We start from the raw sequence: 16,692 nt of genomic DNA, 5'->3' as shown, positions 1-16,692 counted from the left end.
GCCGGGCGATGACAGCGGTGGATGGGGCTGACGCCGATGGAAACCACACAAAATCCCTCCGGCGAAGACTCCCTCATCGCGCGCTATTTCAAACCGCTGGCGACCGATCCCGGCGCGTTCGGGTTGGTCGACGACGCGGCGGTGCTGTCCTCGTCCGGCGAGGACATCGTCGTCACCACCGACGCGGTGGTGGAGGGCGTGCATTATCTTGCCGGCGATCCGCCTGACACCATCGCGCGCAAGGCGCTGCGGGTGAACCTGTCCGATCTCGCGGCGAAAGGAGCGACGCCGGCAGGCTTCGTGCTGACGCTGGCGCTGCGCAGCAAGGAGGATGCCTGGCTGCGTCCCTTTGCGGACGCGCTGGGCGATGATGCGAAGACCTTCGCTTGTCCTCTGCTCGGTGGCGACACGGTGTCGACGCCGGGCCCGCAGATGATCTCGATCACCGCCTTCGGCCGTGTGCCTCAGGGGCGGATGATCGGCCGCACCGGCGCAAGGCCGGGCGACCGCGTCCTGGTCACGGGCACGATCGGCGATGCCGCGCTCGGCCTCGACGTGCTCAAAGGCGGGGCTGCCGCCAGCGCGCTGACCTCCGATCCCGCGGCACGGGATTTTCTGGTCTCGCGCTATCGGGTGCCGCAGCCACGCAACGTGCTGGCGCCGGCCCTGCGCGATCATGCCACCGCGGCGATGGACGTCTCCGACGGCCTCGCCGGCGATCTGACCAAGCTCTGTGCCGCCTCCGGGGTCGCGGCTTCGGTCGACGTGACGAGCCTGCCACTCTCGGCCGCGGCAGCCGGCCTTCGCGCCCGCAACGTCGCGTCTGTCGAGACGCTGCTTGCCGGGGGCGACGACTACGAGGTGCTCTGCACCGTTCCGCCGGCACAATGCGAGACGCTGATTGCCGCGGGGCAGTCCCTCGGCGTTGCCGTGACTGCAATCGGTACCATCACGGAGGGGCAGAAGCCGCTGCGCTTCCTGGACGGGCAGGGCCAGGATCTGCTTTTGACGCGGCTGTCCTACAGCCACTTCTAGGAATTGCTCCAAACCGGCATCTGAGTTCTCAGCGCTTGGCCCTAAATACCTGCCAAGATCGGCCTTTTCGGGCTGATCCGGCGTTGCACCCTCAATGTGATTTTGGCAAGCTCGCGGCCGACTGGAGCCGTCCCTTAAGGGCAAGGGGGCGGCTTTGTTCAAAATCAAGGCGCTGCACCGCACGACGGACAACAAAAGGCGCCGGGGGTACATCAAGGATCTGAGGCAAACATCACATGACAGCATTATGGTTGATAGTGCTCTGCGGAGCGCTTTCCGTCGCCTACGCGATTTGGGCGACGTCTTCGGTCTTGGGCGCGGATGCGGGGTCGCCGCGCATGCAGGAGATCGCAGGGGCGGTGCGCGAAGGCGCACAAGCCTATCTCCGGCGGCAATACACCACGATCGGTATCGTCGGCATCGTCATCTTCGTGCTGCTTGCCTATTTCCTCGGGCTCTATGTCGCGATCGGTTTCGCCATCGGCGCGATCCTGTCCGGCGCTGCGGGCTTCATCGGCATGAACGTCTCGGTCCGCGCCAATGTGCGCACCGCCCAGGCCGCGACGACGTCGCTGGCCGGCGGCCTGGAGCTCGCCTTCAAGGCGGGCGCCATCACCGGCCTTCTGGTGGCGGGTCTGGCGCTGCTCGGCGTGACGCTCTATTTCGGCTTCCTGGTCCATTCGCTGAAGCTCGCGCCGGATAGCCGCGTCGTCGTCGACGCCCTGGTGGCGCTCGGCTTCGGCGCCTCGCTGATCTCGATCTTCGCCCGTCTCGGCGGCGGCATCTTCACCAAGGGTGCGGACGTCGGCGGCGACCTCGTCGGCAAGGTCGAGGCCGGCATTCCCGAGGATGACCCGCGCAACCCTGCGACCATCGCCGACAACGTCGGCGACAACGTCGGCGACTGCGCCGGCATGGCCGCCGACCTGTTCGAGACCTATGCGGTGACCGCGGTCGCCACCATGGTCCTGGCGGCGATCTTCTTCGCCAAGACGCCGATCCTCGCCAACATGATGACGCTGCCGCTCGCGATCGGCGGCATCTGCATCATCACTTCGATCATCGGCACCTTCTTCGTCAAGCTCGGGCCGAGCCAGTCGATCATGGGCGCGCTCTACAAGGGCCTGATCGCAACGGGCATCCTGTCGCTGATCGGCATCGCCCTGGTGATCTACTACCTGATCGGCTTCGGCAAGCTCGAGGGCGTCAACTACACCGGCCTGGCGCTGTTCGAGTGCGGCGTGGTCGGTCTCGTCGTCACCGCCCTGATCATCTGGATCACCGAATACTACACCGGGACCGACTATCGTCCGGTGAAGTCGATCGCCCAGTCCTCGGTCACCGGCCACGGCACCAACGTGATCCAGGGCCTCGCCATCTCGATGGAAGCGACCGCGTTGCCTGCGATCGTCATCATCGCCGGCATCCTGGTCACCTACAGCCTCGCCGGGCTGTTCGGCATCGCGATCGCGACCGCCACCATGCTGGCGCTGGCCGGCATGATCGTCGCCCTCGACGCCTTCGGCCCCGTCACCGACAATGCCGGCGGCATTGCCGAAATGGCGGGACTGCCGAAGGAGGTGCGCAAGTCGACCGACGCGCTCGACGCGGTCGGCAACACCACCAAGGCGGTCACCAAAGGCTACGCGATCGGCTCCGCTGGTCTCGGCGCCCTGGTGCTGTTCGCGGCCTACAACGAGGACCTCAAGTTCTTCGTGGCCCGCTCCGCGCAGCATCCCTACTTCGCCGGCGTCAATCCGGACTTCTCACTGAACAATCCCTACGTCGTGGTGGGCCTGCTGTTCGGCGGTCTGTTGCCGTACCTGTTCGGCGCGATGGGCATGACCGCGGTCGGCCGTGCGGCCGGTGCGATCGTCGAGGAGGTCCGTCGCCAATTCCGCGAGAAGCCGGGCATCATGCAGGGCACCGACAAGCCTGATTACGGCAAGGCGGTCGACTTGCTCACGCGCGCGGCAATCAAGGAGATGATCATCCCCTCGCTGCTGCCGGTGCTGTCGCCGATCGTCGTCTACTTCCTGATCTATGCGATCGCGGGCGGCGGCGCGGCCGGCAAGTCGGCGGCATTCTCGGCCGTCGGCGCCATGCTGCTCGGCGTCATCGTGACGGGCCTGTTCGTCGCGATCTCCATGACCTCGGGCGGCGGCGCCTGGGACAACGCCAAAAAGTACATCGAGGACGGTCATTTCGGCGGCAAGGGCTCTGATGCCCATAAGTCCGCGGTGACCGGCGATACCGTCGGCGATCCCTACAAGGACACGGCGGGACCTGCGGTGAACCCGATGATCAAGATCACCAATATCGTGGCCCTGCTGCTGCTGGCGATCCTGGCGCACTGAGCGGCGCTGACGCGACAAGAGAAAACCCCGCGGCGTGAGCCGCGGGGTTTTTGATTTGGCGATCCGACGCTCTCCCGACGTCATTGCGAGGAGCTCTTGCGACGAAGCAATCCAGCATCGTTCCGCAGAGACAGCCTGGATTGCTTCGCTTCTCTCGCAATGACGTGAGAGAGACCTACTGCACGTCCATCTGCAGGCCTTCCTTCTGGATGATGCCGGCGAACTTCTTCGTCTCGGCGTCCACGAAGGCGGCGAACTGCTCGGGCGTGCCGTAGTCGGCGCGGGCGCCCATGGCGGCGATCTGCTTCTTGACGTCCTCGCGCTCCAGCATCGCCTTGACCTGGAGATTGAGCGCGCCCAGCACCTCGGGCGAAGCGCCCTTCGGCAGGAAGACCGCGAACCAGGAGGACACGTCGAAATTCGCCAGCTCCGGCGCGCTCTCGCGCATGGTCGGCAGGTCTTTGGCGAGGTCGCTGCGCTCGGGCGTGGTGACGCAGAGACCGTTGAGCGTGCCGCTCTGCACCTGAGGCAGGGTCGGATAGAGATTGTCGAACAGGATCTGGATGTCGCCGGCAAGGGCGGCCTGGAGCGCGGGGCCGGCGCCGCGGAACGGGATGTGCGTCATCTTCAGGCCGGTGAGCTGGAGAAACCAGGCGCCGGTGAGGTGGGGGCTCTGGCCGACGCCGGAGGAGGCGTAGCTGAGCTTGTCCGGATTGGCCTTCAGATACGCGATCAGCTCGGGAATCGTTTTGATGCCGGTCTTCGGATGCGCCGAGACGATGTTCGGAATCCGGATCATGTTCGAGACCGGCTGAAGCTGGTCCGGCTTGTAGCTGAGGTTCTTGAAGATGCTGTAGGCGATCGCGTTCGGGCCGGGGTTGCCGACCAGGATGGTGTGACCATCCGGCTTGGCGCGCACGGCCTCGGCGGTGCCGATCGTGCCGCCGCCGCCGGAGCGGTTTTCCACCACAGTCGACTGACCCCAGGCGGTTTGCAGATGCGCGGCCAGGAGGCGGCCCATCACGTCCGTCGAGCCGCCGGCCGCGGCCGGCACGATGAGACGAACGTTTTCAGTGGGCTTCCAGTCGGCAAGGCTCGATCGCGGTAGAATCGCTGCGGCCGAAAGGCCGGCAGCACCGGCGAGCACACGACGGCGGGACAACAAAGGCTTATGCACGAATCCACTCCTGCTTTTTGCTTTGCGGGAACCGTAGGGAACGGCACGTGCGACCGCAAGTCGCGCGCGACGACAAGTGCCGCGCAGAGAGCGGCACGACGACGCAGGCGTAAGCCCATATACCTTGCGATGGAATTAAGCGGCTTCAGGAGCCTCGTTCGACGCGCATTTTCGACGCGAAGCGACAAGCCGCTTCGATCGAATCCTTCGACGGCCTCAGTTGAAGCTGAGCAGCTTGAACAGCGGGGTGAGGTAGCTCATCTCCTGACCCGACGTCGGCGTGGTGCGGCTGATGAAGTCGAAGATCTTGCCGTCCTGGAGACCGTAATTCGCAAGCCGGCGCACGCGCCGGGTCTTGTCGAAATAGACTGCGATGACACGCTGATCGACCACCTTCTGGTTCATGAAGGCGACCGGGCGCTCCGAGCGCTGCGAGATGTAGTAGAACACTTCACCGTCGAGGGTCGCGACCGTCGAAGGCGTGCCCATCACGATCAGCACCTGATCCTGGCTCGCGCCGATCGGAATCTGCTCGAGCGCGCCGGGCGGCAGGATGTAACCCTTCTGGAACTGCTCGCCGGTGCAGGCTGCAAGGGCCACGCCGATCACGGCGGTGGCCGCGAGCATGCGCAGGCCACGCCAGCAGGCATGAAGGCCGCGCCGCATATCCGCGCGCAGGCTGATCTGGTTCGTTGTCGTCATAGCGGAACTGATTCCGTCCCCTTGCGTCGCGCGAGGCGCTGAAGTACCGGGCTGGGCGTCTGAATGCAACTCGCGCGCGCCCGCTTGCGGAAACCACAATGCTTTGGCCGTTCAATCACTTCAGGAAACCCCGGCGAACCCCGCCCGGCACCATTGAGGCCATCTATGGCATGATCGTGACGCAGGCGCGAGAACCCCTGTTTTACCGGGTCTTTGGTGTGCCCGATACGGTTAACGGGCGTTTCGACCTGTTGCTGCTGCATCTCTGGCTGCTGCTGCGCCGACTGCGCGCGGTTCAGGGCGCCGCGGAGCTGTCGCAGGCGCTGTTCGACCGCTTCTGCGAGGACATGGACGACAATCTGCGCGAGATGGGGGTGGGCGACCAGACCGTGCCGAAGCGGATGCGGGCCTTCGGCGAGGCCTTCTACGGCCGCGTCCAGGCCTACGACCAGGCGATGGAAGCCGGCGGCGAGGCGCTGGCAGCGGCGATCTGCAAGAATATCTTGAATGGGACCGGCTTCGACCAGGCGGAGCGGCTCGCGGCCTATGCGAGGGCCAGCGAGGCCGATCTTGGCCGGACCGACGAGGCCGCGCTGCTGCGCGCGTCCTTCAAGTTTCCCCGGGCGCTGTCAGAGGATGTCACGCCATGAGCCGACCAGATACCGAGCGCGATCCCTGGCGGGCGCCCGTCATCGTTGCGCAAATCCCGGACGGCGGGTTGCATCGCGAGCTCGAGGCCTCAGTGGCCGAGCGGCAGGCGATGGCGGAGGTCGCGGGCTTGCGCGAGATCCTGTCCGCCCATGCCAGCTTCGATGTCGTGCCGAAAAGCGGCGGGCGGGTCCAGGTCACGGGCCTGGTTCGAGGCCGGATCGGCCAGACCTGCGTCGTCACGCTGGATCCGATCGAGAGCGAGATCGAGGAGGAGGTGGACCTGATGTTCGCCCCCGAGGCCGAGGCGCGCCGCCTGGCCGATCTGATCGAGGAGGGGCAGGACGACGAGGCGCCGCCCGAGGTTGCCGACCCGCCCGAGCCGATCACGGGCGGCATCATCGACCTCGGCCGGCTCGCCACCGACGTCCTGTTCCTGGCGATCGATCCCTATCCACGCAAGGAGGGGGCCGTGTTCGAGGCGGAGGTCACCGCTCCCGACCCCGAAGACCATCCCTTCGCCGTGCTGAAGGCATTGCAGGACAAGAAGAAGGGCCAATGAGGGGCATTTTGGCTCGCGGCTGCCTTGCCAGGGGACGCGAGCCATTTGCCCTGATGGTTTGAGACAGCTGTTTATCTCTCTGATTTCAATGGATTTCTCGCGAAATCCGCGCCCGGCGGCCGGATTGCCCCGAATGCAAAAGGCTGGGGGCAAGAGGTTGTTTCGGGGGTACAAAACGCTATTGTCGCGCCCCGGTCCGGGTGCGGCGTGGCGCTTGGCCGGCCGCCGTACCGGTGGCGAACCCATTTTGCGGCCCCGCTGATCCCAAGACCGCACCAGACCAGGTTTCCAGGACTTACATGCCAAGCAAGGTTCGCATCGCGCTGGACGCCATGGGGGGCGATGTCGGCCCCGCCGTGGTCATTCCGGGCGCCGCCATCTCGCTTGGCCGGCATCGCGACACCGAGTTCCTGCTGGTCGGCGACCGCGCCAGGATCGAGCCCGAGCTCGACCAGCACCCGAAGCTGAAGGCCGCCTCCAAGATCATCCATACCGACGTCGCCGTCAGCATGAAGGACAAGCCGAGCCAGGCGCTGCGGCGCGGCCGCAAGACCTCCTCGATGTGGCTCGCGATCGACGCGGTCAAGAAGGGCGAGGCGGACGTCGCGATCTCCGCCGGCAATACCGGCGCGCTGATGGCGATGGCGCGCTTCCATCTGCGCACCCTGCCGGGCATCGACCGGCCGGCGATCTCGGCGATCTGGCCGACCCTGCGCGGGGAGTCCGTCGTGCTCGACCTCGGCGCCACCCTCGGCGGCGATGCCCACCATCTGGTGTCGATGGCGGTGATGGGCGCGGCCAAGGCGAGCGTGCTGTTCAACAAGACCCGGCCCACGGTCGGGCTGCTCAATATCGGCGCCGAGGAGATCAAGGGGCACGAGGAGATCCGCGAGGCCAGCGAGATCCTGCGGGCGCGGAACCTGCCGGAGCTCGACTATATCGGCTTCGTCGAGGGCGACGGCATCGGCAAGGGGCTCGCCGACGTGATCGTCACCGAAGGCTTTAGCGGCAACATAGCGCTGAAGGCGGCCGAGGGAACCGCACGGCAGATGGCGGAATTGCTTCGTCACGAGATGCAGCGGAGCTGGATGTCCAAGCTCGGCTACCTCTTCGCGCGCAGCGCCTTCCAGGCCCTGCGCGACAAAATGGACCCCAACAAGTCCAATGGTGGCGTGCTGCTGGGACTGAACGGGGTGGTGGTCAAGAGCCACGGCGGAACCAACGCCGAAGGCTTTGCCTATGCGATCGATGTTGGCTATGAGATGGCTCACTACGATCTCCTGAACAAGATCAATCAGATGCTCAACCGCGAGGGTGGTGCACTCAAATTCGTGCAGCCCGCGCCGGAGGATGTTTCGTGACTCAGATTCGTTCGGTCGTGCTCGGCTGCGGCTCTTATCTGCCGGAGCAGGTGGTGACCAACGCCCAATTGGCGGCGCGCATCGATACCTCCGACGAGTGGATCGTGCAGCGCACCGGCATTCGCGAGCGGCACATCGCGGCCGAGGGCGAGTTCACCTCGCACCTCGCCATCAAGGCGGCACAGGCGGCGCTCCGCGATGCCGGCGTTGACGCGCAATCGATCGAGCTGATCGTGCTGGCGACCTCGACGCCCGACAACACCTTCCCCGCGACCGCCGTCGCCGTGCAGCACGGCCTCGGCATCAATCATGGCGCGGCCTTCGATCTGCAGGCAGTGTGCTCGGGCTTCGTGTTCGCGCTCGCCACCGCCGACAATTTCCTGCGCACCGGGGCCTACAAGCGCGCGCTGGTGATCGGCGCGGAGACCTTCTCGCGCATCCTCGACTGGAACGATCGCGGCACCTGCGTGCTGTTCGGCGACGGCGCCGGCGCCGTGGTGCTGGAGGCGCAGGAGCAGCCCGGCAATGCCGCGACCGACCGCGGCATCGTGACCACGCATCTGCGCTCCGACGGCCGCCACAAGGCAAAGCTGTTCGTCGACGGCGGGCCGTCCTCGACCCAGACCGTCGGCCATCTGCGCATGGAGGGCCGCGAGGTCTTCAAGCACGCGGTCGGTATGATCACCGACGTGATCGTCGATGCTTTCAAGGCGACCGGGCTCGATGCCGACGGCATCGACTGGTTCGTGCCGCACCAGGCCAACAAGCGAATCATCGACGCTTCCGCGCACAAGCTGCACATCGCGCCGGAGAAGGTGGTGCTGACGGTGGACCGCCACGGCAACACCTCGGCGGCCTCGATCCCGCTGGCGCTCTCGGTGGCGCGCAAGGACGGCCGCATCAAGAAGGGCGACATGGTCCTGCTGGAGGCCATGGGTGGCGGCTTTACCTGGGGCTCCGCGCTGGTGCGCTGGTAAGCCACACCGATAAAATTTTGCCGGAATCCGCGCCGATTATCGCGACGTGTGCATTGATGTGCGGTGTTGACCGCCGTATCGTAAGCTCATAATTTCAGACAAGAATTGTTCGCCGTGAGGTGGGGCAGGGCGATGAGCGAGACCAGCAAAACCGTAACGCGTGTCGATCTGTGCGAAGCCGTCTACCAGAAGGTAGGCCTGTCGCGCACGGAATCGTCTGCCTTCGTGGAACTCGTGCTGAAGGAGATCACTGACTGCCTGGAGAAGGGCGAGACGGTGAAATTGTCCTCGTTCGGCTCATTCATGGTGCGCAAGAAGGGCCAGCGCATAGGCCGCAACCCGAAGACCGGCACCGAGGTGCCGATCTCGCCGCGCCGCGTCATGGTGTTCAAGCCGTCGGCGATCCTGAAGCAGCGGATCAACGCCCAGCACCGCACCAACGGCGACGCCACCCCGGCTCAAGAAGAGGCTTAACCGCCTTTCGGAAAGGACTGGCCTTTGGACAAGGCGCCGGATGCGTTCCGAACCATCAGCGAAGTAGCGCAGGAACTCGACATTCCGCAGCACGTGCTGCGGTTCTGGGGGACCCGCTTCTCCCAGATCAAGCCGATGAAGCGCAGCGGCGGCCGGCGCTATTACCGCCCCGACGACGTCGATCTGCTCAAGGGCATCCGCCGGCTGCTCTACGGCGAGGGCTACACCATCCGCGGGGTGCAGCGGATCCTGAAGGAGCACGGCGTCAAATCGGTGCAGGGTCTCGCCGACAGCGCGGCCGCGGTCTCCTTCGGCGCCATCGAGGACGCGATCGGCGCGAGCCTGATGGAGCCCGAGGACGAGGCTCCCATCAAGGGCGTCACCGACACCGACGATGACGACTATCAGGGCGATGAAGAGGAAGGCATCGACTTCCGCTTCACCGAGATCGACGACGAGGAGATCCTCACCACCTTCCGCAAAGGCGGCGCCGCCGCGCCCGCCGGCCCCAGCGCGCTCGACCGCGAGCGGCTGGAGCGGGTCCTCGGCGACCTCGTCGCCTGCCGGGAGATGCTGGATCAGGCCCTGAAGGAGAGCTAGGGCGGTCCCCGGCTTTGCGGGGCAGTTCCGGGAGCTTGGGGGCGGATACACCAAAATGCTTCGGCCTCGCCTTGCGCAAAGCGGCGATCCTAGCTAATGGAACGGCATTCGGAGCGTGGCGCAGCCCGGTTAGCGCACTAGTCTGGGAGACTAGGGGTCGGAGGTTCAAATCCTCTCGCTCCGACCAAATTCCTCAAGAACGGAATTCCTTTCCGGGCCGTCGGTTGCCACGGGCCGGCCGTTTGCGGTTGATTTTGCAACGTTCCGCAGGTGTTGCGCTCGCGTCACAGCATCCAGCGTCAACATGATTTAAGAATTTTGGGCACTTTGGAATCGCGGAGGGGGCGTCCCGTGAGAAGAGCACTGGCTGCTGTAGCAGTCTTGGCGAGTGTCGCGTCGGGGGCGGAAGCTGCTGACCAAAGTCCTGCACTTTTCACGAAAGCGCGCACGGCTGAGCCCAGCCCAAGCTGGACGGGATTTTATGCTGGCGGCAACGTTGGCGGCGCATGGGCAGACCGGTCGGTCAATTTTACGAGTGACGCGGCCTCCGCTTTCATCTTCAATCCTGGAGTTCCGATTCTGCCTCCGTTTGCGGGGCAGGTTGCTCCCAGCCCTCACGATTTTTCGATGAGTGGTGTAACGGGAGGCTTGCAAGCCGGCTACAATTGGCAACTCGATAGCAAGTGGTTAGTCGGCGTAGAAGCTGACTTGAGCGCATCCAGCTTGCGCGGTGGCGGTCGTGAAACAACGCCGATTCTACCCCCAGCCTTCGCACAGACCATCTCGGCTGAGCAAAAGATTGACTGGTGGGGGAGCGTTCGTGGTCGTCTGGGGGCGCTGGTCACGCCTAGCGTTCTTCTGTATGGGACCGGCGGCTTTGCTTTTGGTCGAGTAGCGACATTTGACGACTACATTGTGAACGGACCGGGGGGCGCTTTGAATATCTCCGTCGCCGGCACTTCATTCAGCTGTACGATCGGATCGACTTGCTTCACGGGGAACGATTCCCGCATTCAGACTGGCTGGACGGTCGGCGGAGGCGGCGAATGGCGCTTTGCGCCTGGTTGGAGCTTCAAGGCCGAATATCTCTACGTCGACCTCGGCAAATCGTCGGTGACGGCCACCGCACTCGCAAGGGGCATTGGTCCGAACCTGTCCAGATACACCGCAAATTTCGGCCGGGCGGATTTCCACGTCGCCCGAGTGGGCGTGAACTATCATTTTTGACCTTTTGAGCAGATCGTGCCCTAAGGGCCCACCTACCTCAAATATACGCGTCGTCTCGCCCACCAGCGTCCGCACCATCTCCGTGCCATCACGCCAGTACGGTTCAGCCTCCCAGAAGACGCTACGATCAGCCGCCTCATGGCGGACCATCGATACGTGGTATCAGGACGCTTCCATTTAGGTGCGAGGGCAACACATGTTTCAGCTATCGTGGAACGAGATCTTCGTCCCGACGCATTCCATCATGGAAATGATCGTGCGGGGCACCATCATGTACCTCGGCATCTTCACCCTGATGCGCTTCATCCTGAAGCGGCAAACCGGCGGCCTCAGCATCCCCGACCTGCTCCTCGTCGTCCTTCTGGCGGACGCGGCGCAGAATGGCATGGCGGGTGAATACCACTCGATCACAGAAGGTATCGTGCTCGTTGCCACTATCATTTTCTGGAATCTAGCCATCGACTGGGTCGGGTATCACGTGCCTTTCGTGGAGCGGCTTGCTCGGCCGGCGCCGCTCCTCCTCGTCAAAGACGGGCAGGTCCTTCGCCGCCACATGCGGCAGGAACTGGTGACGATGGACGAGTTGATGAGCAAGCTTCGCGAGGAGGGCATAGCGAGCCCCTCGGACGTCGTAGAGGCCTATATCGAGGGCGACGGCAATATCAGCGTGAAAAAGAAGGAAGCCTGACGTCCTTCGTCTGCCCGCCGAAATGATCGGCGTTGCAGAGCATCGGCGATGGACGACTTGTTACCCTGCGAGGTTTTCGCAGGCTTCCCTAAAGCCACATGCGCTGACGTTGACGCCACCTACCTCAAATACCCAGCTCTCCGAGTGGTTTCGTCCAGCAGCGTCCGCTCCATCTCCGCGGCGAGCACTTGAGGGGCCGTATCCACAAGCGCGTCGGGTTATTTGATGTCAGGCCCTTGGGAAGTCATCCGCTACAACACCTCGGCACGAACCTGAGCTACGCCGCGATTCGTAATCCCCAGGTTGCGCGCGGCAGCGAGCGAGAGATCGAGGACGCGGCCACGAATGAACGGGCCTCGGTCATTGATTGTGACGATGACGCTGCTCCCTCCATGGGTCACGCGGACCTTGGTACCGAACGGCAGGCTGCGATGCGCTGCGGTGAGGTGATCCCGATTGAATACCGAACCGCTCGCTGTCTTGCCTTTGGAATACGAATAATAGGAGGCCTTTCCCGAAAAGACTCGATTGAAAGATCGCGTGCCCGAGCGATCAGCCGACGGCTGTTGTGCGGTTGGAGGTGGAGCCTCAATCTGATCCTTCTTCGTCTGTTCGAGTCCAGCCGGCGCCGGCTCTGCCTGAGCCCTCGGAATGATCGACCATCGGTCATTGAAATCCTGTGCCGCAGCGCCGTTCGCGCTCAATCCAATCCAAGCAGGGAATGTCGCAATCGCCGCCATTCTGATGAGAAGATGCATTGTCGACCTCATGAACGATTGAAGAACAAGCCGACAATGCAAGCTCCCGAGGTTGCGTTCCTGAACACGCGCAGAATGGTGATGACATACCGACATCGCGGAGCAAGAACGCGCTGATTGAGGTTGACCCACGGTCGGGCTCTGCCCGACCTCAAATAACAACTATTTAATTTGGTCAAAATTAAATATATTTAAATATTTAAATTCGCGGGCTGAGTTACCGCGCTGCGACTGACGTGGTCGGGTCTCGGCGGAGGTGAGTCGCGCATTACGATCAGCTTTGGATGCGGGGAGAGCGATCGTCATCAGGCCAGATGCGAAGCTGAAGAAGCCTCGTGCGTAGCTGGATCGCAAGTGCCCTGGCTTGTCGTCCACCTACCTCAAATACTCCACCACCATCCGCGTTCGTCTCGTCCACCAGCACCTTCACCATCTTCTCCGACAGCATCTCGCCGCCGTTCAGCACCGTGTTGTGCGCGATGGCTTCGATCGTGCTCACGCACATGAACGCTGCGAGGGCGGGGTCGATCTTGCGCATCTCCTTGCGGTGGCGTTCGAGATAGGCGCGGACGAGGCCGTGGATTTCGTGATTGTAGGCTTCGACCTCGGCGAGGTGGCCGGAGCGGGGAATCTGCTCGGCGAGGACGCGATGCAGATTCGGGTCGATGTGATGGGCCTCGATCGCGACCGTAACGAGGCGGCGCGGTTGTCAAACTTCCGTTAGCGGCTGCTGCTGCGTATCAGTCCCGCAAGCGACCTGCGGCACCGTTCCGGTGGCGCGCACTACAATATGCTCGAGGGGGCCGGTGCTTTCCGGCGCGCTCTTTCCATCCACCGGACTCTCATGTGAAGGTTTCTCCACTCGCTTTGACCAGGATCTGTAGTAGGCAACCGCCGTCATGATCGCGATTCCCGCAGCTCCGACGAGCAGTTGAGCGAGGATGCCGTTCCCTGCCAACTGCAGGATGAAGTACCCGATGAAGGCCAGGAGAATGCCCACACAGAACACTTCGAGGGACTGCTGGCCGCACTTTACCAGGGGTCGCAAGACGGTGGCTTGTAGCCCGCGCGCATCGATCGGTATGAACCGGGCACCAAGGATAATCAGCACCATCAAATGAAGATAGCGGTAGGGCGCCAGATTGGTCTTGTCGTTGGGATTGAAAAGCTCGAACAAGGCAGGCGCAAACAAGGTCCGGATCTGAGGCTGGTGAGCAGCTAACGTCATGATCGCCGCAAAAATCAAATAGGCAACCGCAACAACCAGCACGAACCTGGATCGCAGCAAGAAATGCAGACGCCCCGCACCCGTCAACGCGAGCCATGCGCCCGTGACAAACAGAAGCTGCCACGCCAGCGGATTGAAGTACCAGCTTCCCGACGGATAGGAAGGCAGGTTCCAATGGAATTGCCGCGCAGCCAGATACAACAGCACCGACCCGATCATGGCGGCGTCGGGAAATCTCAACATCAACCAGAGGATCGGCGGAAACAGGCCCATCAAGACGACATAGAGCGGCAGCACGTCCAAATTCAGAGGCTTGTATCGCAGCAAAAGCCCCTGCGTCATCATCTCGATCGGCGCGCTGGTGACCGGTCCGGCGTTGAACAGATCGACCAGATCAGGCGCGTTGAACCTCTCCGACAGGAAATGGATGAAAGCCAGGTAGATCATGAATAGCACGATATGGGCGGTGTAGATTTGCCATACGCGCCTGAAGAGCCTGCTCGTTCCGAACACAAAGCCTTGCTCCATCTTTCGGGTATAAACGAGCGCCGAGGTGTAGCCGGAGATGAACACGAACAGGTCGGCCCCGTCGCTGAATCCATAATTTCGGAACGAACACCACACCAGCACTGTGCCGGGCACATGGCCGAGAAACATCGCCCAGTTGGCGAGGCCGCGAAACAGGTCGAGACGCAAATCACGTTGCGGTGGTGGCAGCGCAAGCGCGAGCTTCATTCTGCTTTCCGTCGTGTCACGATTCACGATCGATGTCCGCGCCCCGGCACTCCGCTGGGATCGCTCACGCTAGATGGCAGGCAATACAACACCCATATGACAATGTTGGCGCGCTGAGGCCCGCGGGATATTGACCTGAGTCAAGCGGCCCGCCGAGAGCCCCGGTACTATGCATGGTAACTTGGTCCCGAACAAACGCGGTGCGCTTTGTGTCATCGGGCCTGGCGAAGTGGGCGCTTCCTCGATCCGTCGTGTTCGGACATTACGGTGACAGTGCTGGACTGCATTCTGGCGCGCCTCTCAGGGCGCAGGACGCTGCCTCATCCAAATGGGCGCGCTGTCGCCGATTTCCGTAATCTCGGGCTCCGCTACCTCAAATACCCCACCACCATCCGCGTCGTCTCCTCCACCAGCACCTTCACCATCTTCTCCGACAGCATCTCTCCGTTCAGCACGGTGTTGTGCGCGATGGCCTCGATCGCGCTCACGCACATGAATGCTGCGAGCGCGGGATCGATCTTGCGCATCTCCTTGCGGTGGCGTTCGAGATAGGTGCGCACGAGGGCGTGGATTTCGTGGCTGTAGGCTTCGACTTCCGCGAGGTGACCGGAGCGGGGGATCTGCTCGGCGAGGACGCGATGCAGGTTCGGGTCGATGTGATGGGCCTCGATCGCGACGGTGACGAGGCGGTGCACGGCCATCTCGATCGGCAGGTCGGCGACCTCCGCGAAGGCGGCGCGGACGACATTCATGATCGCATCATTGTGGCGATCGATCACGGCGGCGACGAGTGCCTCCTTGCTGGGAAAATATTGGTAGAGCGAGCCGACGCTGACGTCGGCGATCTCGGCGATGCGGTTGGTACTGGCCTTCTCGAAGCCTTCCTTGACCAGAATGCGAGCAGTTGCCTCGACCAGCGCGTCGACTGTGGCACGGGATCGCTCCTGCGAGGCATTTTTCCGGGGTGTTGTGGACGGTTTGCGGGCCACGGACTTGTGATCTGAATGCGAGTAGGAAAAGCGAGTGAATGCTCGCATTATATCGACCAATGGCGGCGGGTCGGCAACCCTCTTCGTCGCCGGGTCGAAACATGGGGATGTGGCGATGAGCGTTGCGAGACTTGTATCGGCCTTCCAATTCTGTCCGGGCGGCTGCGTATTCGGCGCGCGGGCGCCGCGCGATCCAGCACCAAGCCTGCAAAGCCGGGCCTTCAACCTGCTGCTGCGGCAGCTTCCCTACAAGCAGCAGCTCGCATCCGCCGAGGCGGTGCTGGCGCGTGTGCAGAAGCTGGCGCTGGCGCCGGCCTCTCACGAGCCGATCGGGGTCGGCAACGTCGAGGTGACGCTGACCAAGATGGGCGGCTGGCCGGTCTACTACACCGAGCCGGCGTCAGGCCACGAGGGCTGCAACTACGTCATGTTCCTGCATGGCGGCGGCTACATCAACGAGATCGCGCCGGCGCATTGGCGCTTCATCGGTGAGATGACGCGCAAGGCGCGAATCTGCTGCGTCGTGCCGATCTACCCGCTGGCGCCGCGGGCGACCGCCAAGGACGTCGTGCCGGCGACGGCCGAGCTGCTGCGCATGCTGCTGGAAGACGCTGGCGATGCAAAAGTGACGGTCGTCGGCAATTCGGCCGGCGCTGGGCTTGCGCTCGCCGCCTGCCAATGGCTGCGCGATCGCGGTCATCGGCAGCCGAGCCGGTTGCTGCTGATCTCGCCCGCGGCCGATGCCTCGGTCGGCCGTCCGGAGCAGGTTGCGATCGCGGCGCGCGATCCGATCCAGGATATTCCGGGCATCGTCGAGGCCGCGCGGCTCTATGCCGGCGAGCTCGAAGTCGGCCATCCCTTCGTCAGCCCGCTCAACGGCAGTTTCCGCGGGCTCGCGCCGATGACGATTTTTTCGGGCACGCGCGATCTTCTGTATCCGGACAGCGTCGACCTTGCCGCAAGAGCGAGGGCGGTGGGCGTGCCGATCGAGCTGCATCTATCGCGCGAGCAACCGCACAACTTCGCGCTGATGCCGACGCCGGAAGGACGGCGGGCACGCGCGATCATCTTGCGTGAAGTGGCTTAGAGGGAGGGCGTGATCATTGTCACAGAGCGCCTGCCGTGATCGGTCTGGCGCTGGCAGTGTCCGCACGCAGGGATAAGCGGCCCCCGG

17 protein-coding genes and 1 tRNA gene are annotated in these 16,692 nt (G+C 63.6%); 12 read left to right on the top strand and 6 right to left on the bottom strand.

Annotation, left to right across the window (positions count from 1 at the left end; all coding sequences use genetic code 11):
* Positions 1-36: 36 nt before the first annotated feature.
* A complete protein-coding gene (gene thiL / locus I6F09_RS19925; RefSeq protein WP_225133824.1) occupies positions 37-1,035 on the top strand; it encodes a thiamine-phosphate kinase in 999 nt (332 codons plus the stop codon).
* Between the two features lie 236 nt (positions 1,036-1,271).
* Complete coding sequence (locus I6F09_RS19920) at positions 1,272-3,392, top strand: sodium-translocating pyrophosphatase (protein ID WP_109143543.1); 2,121 nt, start codon at positions 1,272-1,274, stop codon at positions 3,390-3,392.
* 175 nt (positions 3,393-3,567) lie between these two features.
* Here I6F09_RS19920 and I6F09_RS19915 read toward each other — a convergent pair whose 3' ends face one another.
* A complete protein-coding gene (locus tag I6F09_RS19915) occupies positions 3,568-4,569 on the bottom strand; it encodes a tripartite tricarboxylate transporter substrate binding protein (protein ID WP_036010447.1) in 1,002 nt (333 codons plus the stop codon).
* Between the two features lie 216 nt (positions 4,570-4,785).
* Positions 4,786-5,271 (bottom strand): outer membrane protein assembly factor BamE, encoded by a 486-nt coding sequence (locus tag I6F09_RS19910; protein ID WP_036010444.1) that lies wholly within the window; start codon positions 5,269-5,271, stop codon positions 4,786-4,788.
* 98 nt (positions 5,272-5,369) lie between these two features.
* Between I6F09_RS19910 and I6F09_RS19905 the strand changes: the two genes are divergently transcribed.
* From I6F09_RS19905 to I6F09_RS19865, 9 genes are all read left to right on the top strand, one after another.
* Entirely contained in the window at positions 5,370-5,921 is a 552-nt protein-coding gene (locus tag I6F09_RS19905; protein ID WP_225188851.1) for a ubiquinol-cytochrome C chaperone family protein, read from the top strand.
* The gene (locus I6F09_RS19900) at positions 5,918-6,481 is read left to right on the top strand and encodes a DUF177 domain-containing protein (RefSeq protein WP_036025465.1); all 564 of its coding nucleotides are present in this window, start codon (positions 5,918-5,920) and stop codon (positions 6,479-6,481) included. The genes I6F09_RS19905 and I6F09_RS19900 overlap by 4 nt, the downstream gene beginning before the upstream one ends.
* 299 nt (positions 6,482-6,780) lie before the next feature.
* A complete protein-coding gene (plsX, locus tag I6F09_RS19895; RefSeq protein ID WP_036010436.1) occupies positions 6,781-7,842 on the top strand; it encodes a phosphate acyltransferase PlsX in 1,062 nt (353 codons plus the stop codon).
* Entirely contained in the window at positions 7,839-8,819 is a 981-nt protein-coding gene (locus I6F09_RS19890) for a beta-ketoacyl-ACP synthase III (protein WP_036010434.1), read from the top strand. Before plsX ends, I6F09_RS19890 begins: the two co-directional genes overlap by 4 nt.
* Before the next feature lie 132 nt (positions 8,820-8,951).
* On the top strand, positions 8,952-9,293 hold the full coding sequence (locus I6F09_RS19885; protein WP_225140090.1) for an integration host factor subunit alpha: 342 nt from the start codon (positions 8,952-8,954) through the stop codon (positions 9,291-9,293).
* Positions 9,294-9,317: 24 nt separating this feature from the next.
* On the top strand, positions 9,318-9,893 hold the full coding sequence (locus I6F09_RS19880; protein WP_225188850.1) for a MerR family transcriptional regulator: 576 nt from the start codon (positions 9,318-9,320) through the stop codon (positions 9,891-9,893).
* Between the two features lie 109 nt (positions 9,894-10,002).
* Positions 10,003-10,080 (top strand) — tRNA-Pro (locus I6F09_RS19875).
* 83 nt (positions 10,081-10,163) lie between these two features.
* Positions 10,164-11,120 (top strand): outer membrane beta-barrel protein, encoded by a 957-nt coding sequence (locus tag I6F09_RS19870; protein WP_346730122.1) that lies wholly within the window; start codon positions 10,164-10,166, stop codon positions 11,118-11,120.
* Between the two features lie 196 nt (positions 11,121-11,316).
* A complete protein-coding gene (locus I6F09_RS19865) occupies positions 11,317-11,808 on the top strand; it encodes a YetF domain-containing protein (RefSeq protein ID WP_225188848.1) in 492 nt (163 codons plus the stop codon).
* 251 nt (positions 11,809-12,059) lie between these two features.
* On the opposite strand, the gene I6F09_RS19860 is transcribed toward I6F09_RS19865, so the two are convergent.
* The 4 genes from I6F09_RS19860 to I6F09_RS19845 form a co-directional block, all read right to left on the bottom strand.
* The gene (locus tag I6F09_RS19860; RefSeq protein WP_225188847.1) at positions 12,060-12,566 is read right to left on the bottom strand and encodes a septal ring lytic transglycosylase RlpA family protein; all 507 of its coding nucleotides are present in this window, start codon (positions 12,564-12,566) and stop codon (positions 12,060-12,062) included.
* 274 nt (positions 12,567-12,840) lie between these two features.
* Positions 12,841-13,221 carry a hypothetical protein gene (locus I6F09_RS19855; RefSeq protein ID WP_249784550.1) on the bottom strand — a complete coding sequence of 127 codons (381 nt, stop codon included), beginning with the start codon at positions 13,219-13,221 and terminating at the stop codon, positions 12,841-12,843.
* A 54-nt stretch (positions 13,222-13,275) separates the two neighbouring features.
* Positions 13,276-14,529 (bottom strand): OpgC domain-containing protein, encoded by a 1,254-nt coding sequence (locus I6F09_RS19850; RefSeq protein WP_225188846.1) that lies wholly within the window; start codon positions 14,527-14,529, stop codon positions 13,276-13,278.
* A gap of 368 nt (positions 14,530-14,897) precedes the next feature.
* Positions 14,898-15,518 (bottom strand): TetR/AcrR family transcriptional regulator, encoded by a 621-nt coding sequence (locus I6F09_RS19845; RefSeq protein ID WP_225188845.1) that lies wholly within the window; start codon positions 15,516-15,518, stop codon positions 14,898-14,900.
* Positions 15,519-15,633: 115 nt separating this feature from the next.
* Between I6F09_RS19845 and I6F09_RS19840 the strand changes: the two genes are divergently transcribed.
* On the top strand, positions 15,634-16,605 hold the full coding sequence (locus I6F09_RS19840) for an alpha/beta fold hydrolase (RefSeq protein ID WP_225188844.1): 972 nt from the start codon (positions 15,634-15,636) through the stop codon (positions 16,603-16,605).
* The last annotated feature ends 87 nt before the right edge of the window (positions 16,606-16,692 follow it).

Source organism: Bradyrhizobium sp. IC3195, assembly GCF_020193585.1.
GTDB classification, from domain to species: Bacteria; Pseudomonadota; Alphaproteobacteria; order Rhizobiales; family Xanthobacteraceae; genus Bradyrhizobium; species Bradyrhizobium yuanmingense.
Note: the sequence above shows the minus strand (reverse complement) of the source record. Positions and strands in the feature narration are given on the sequence as shown.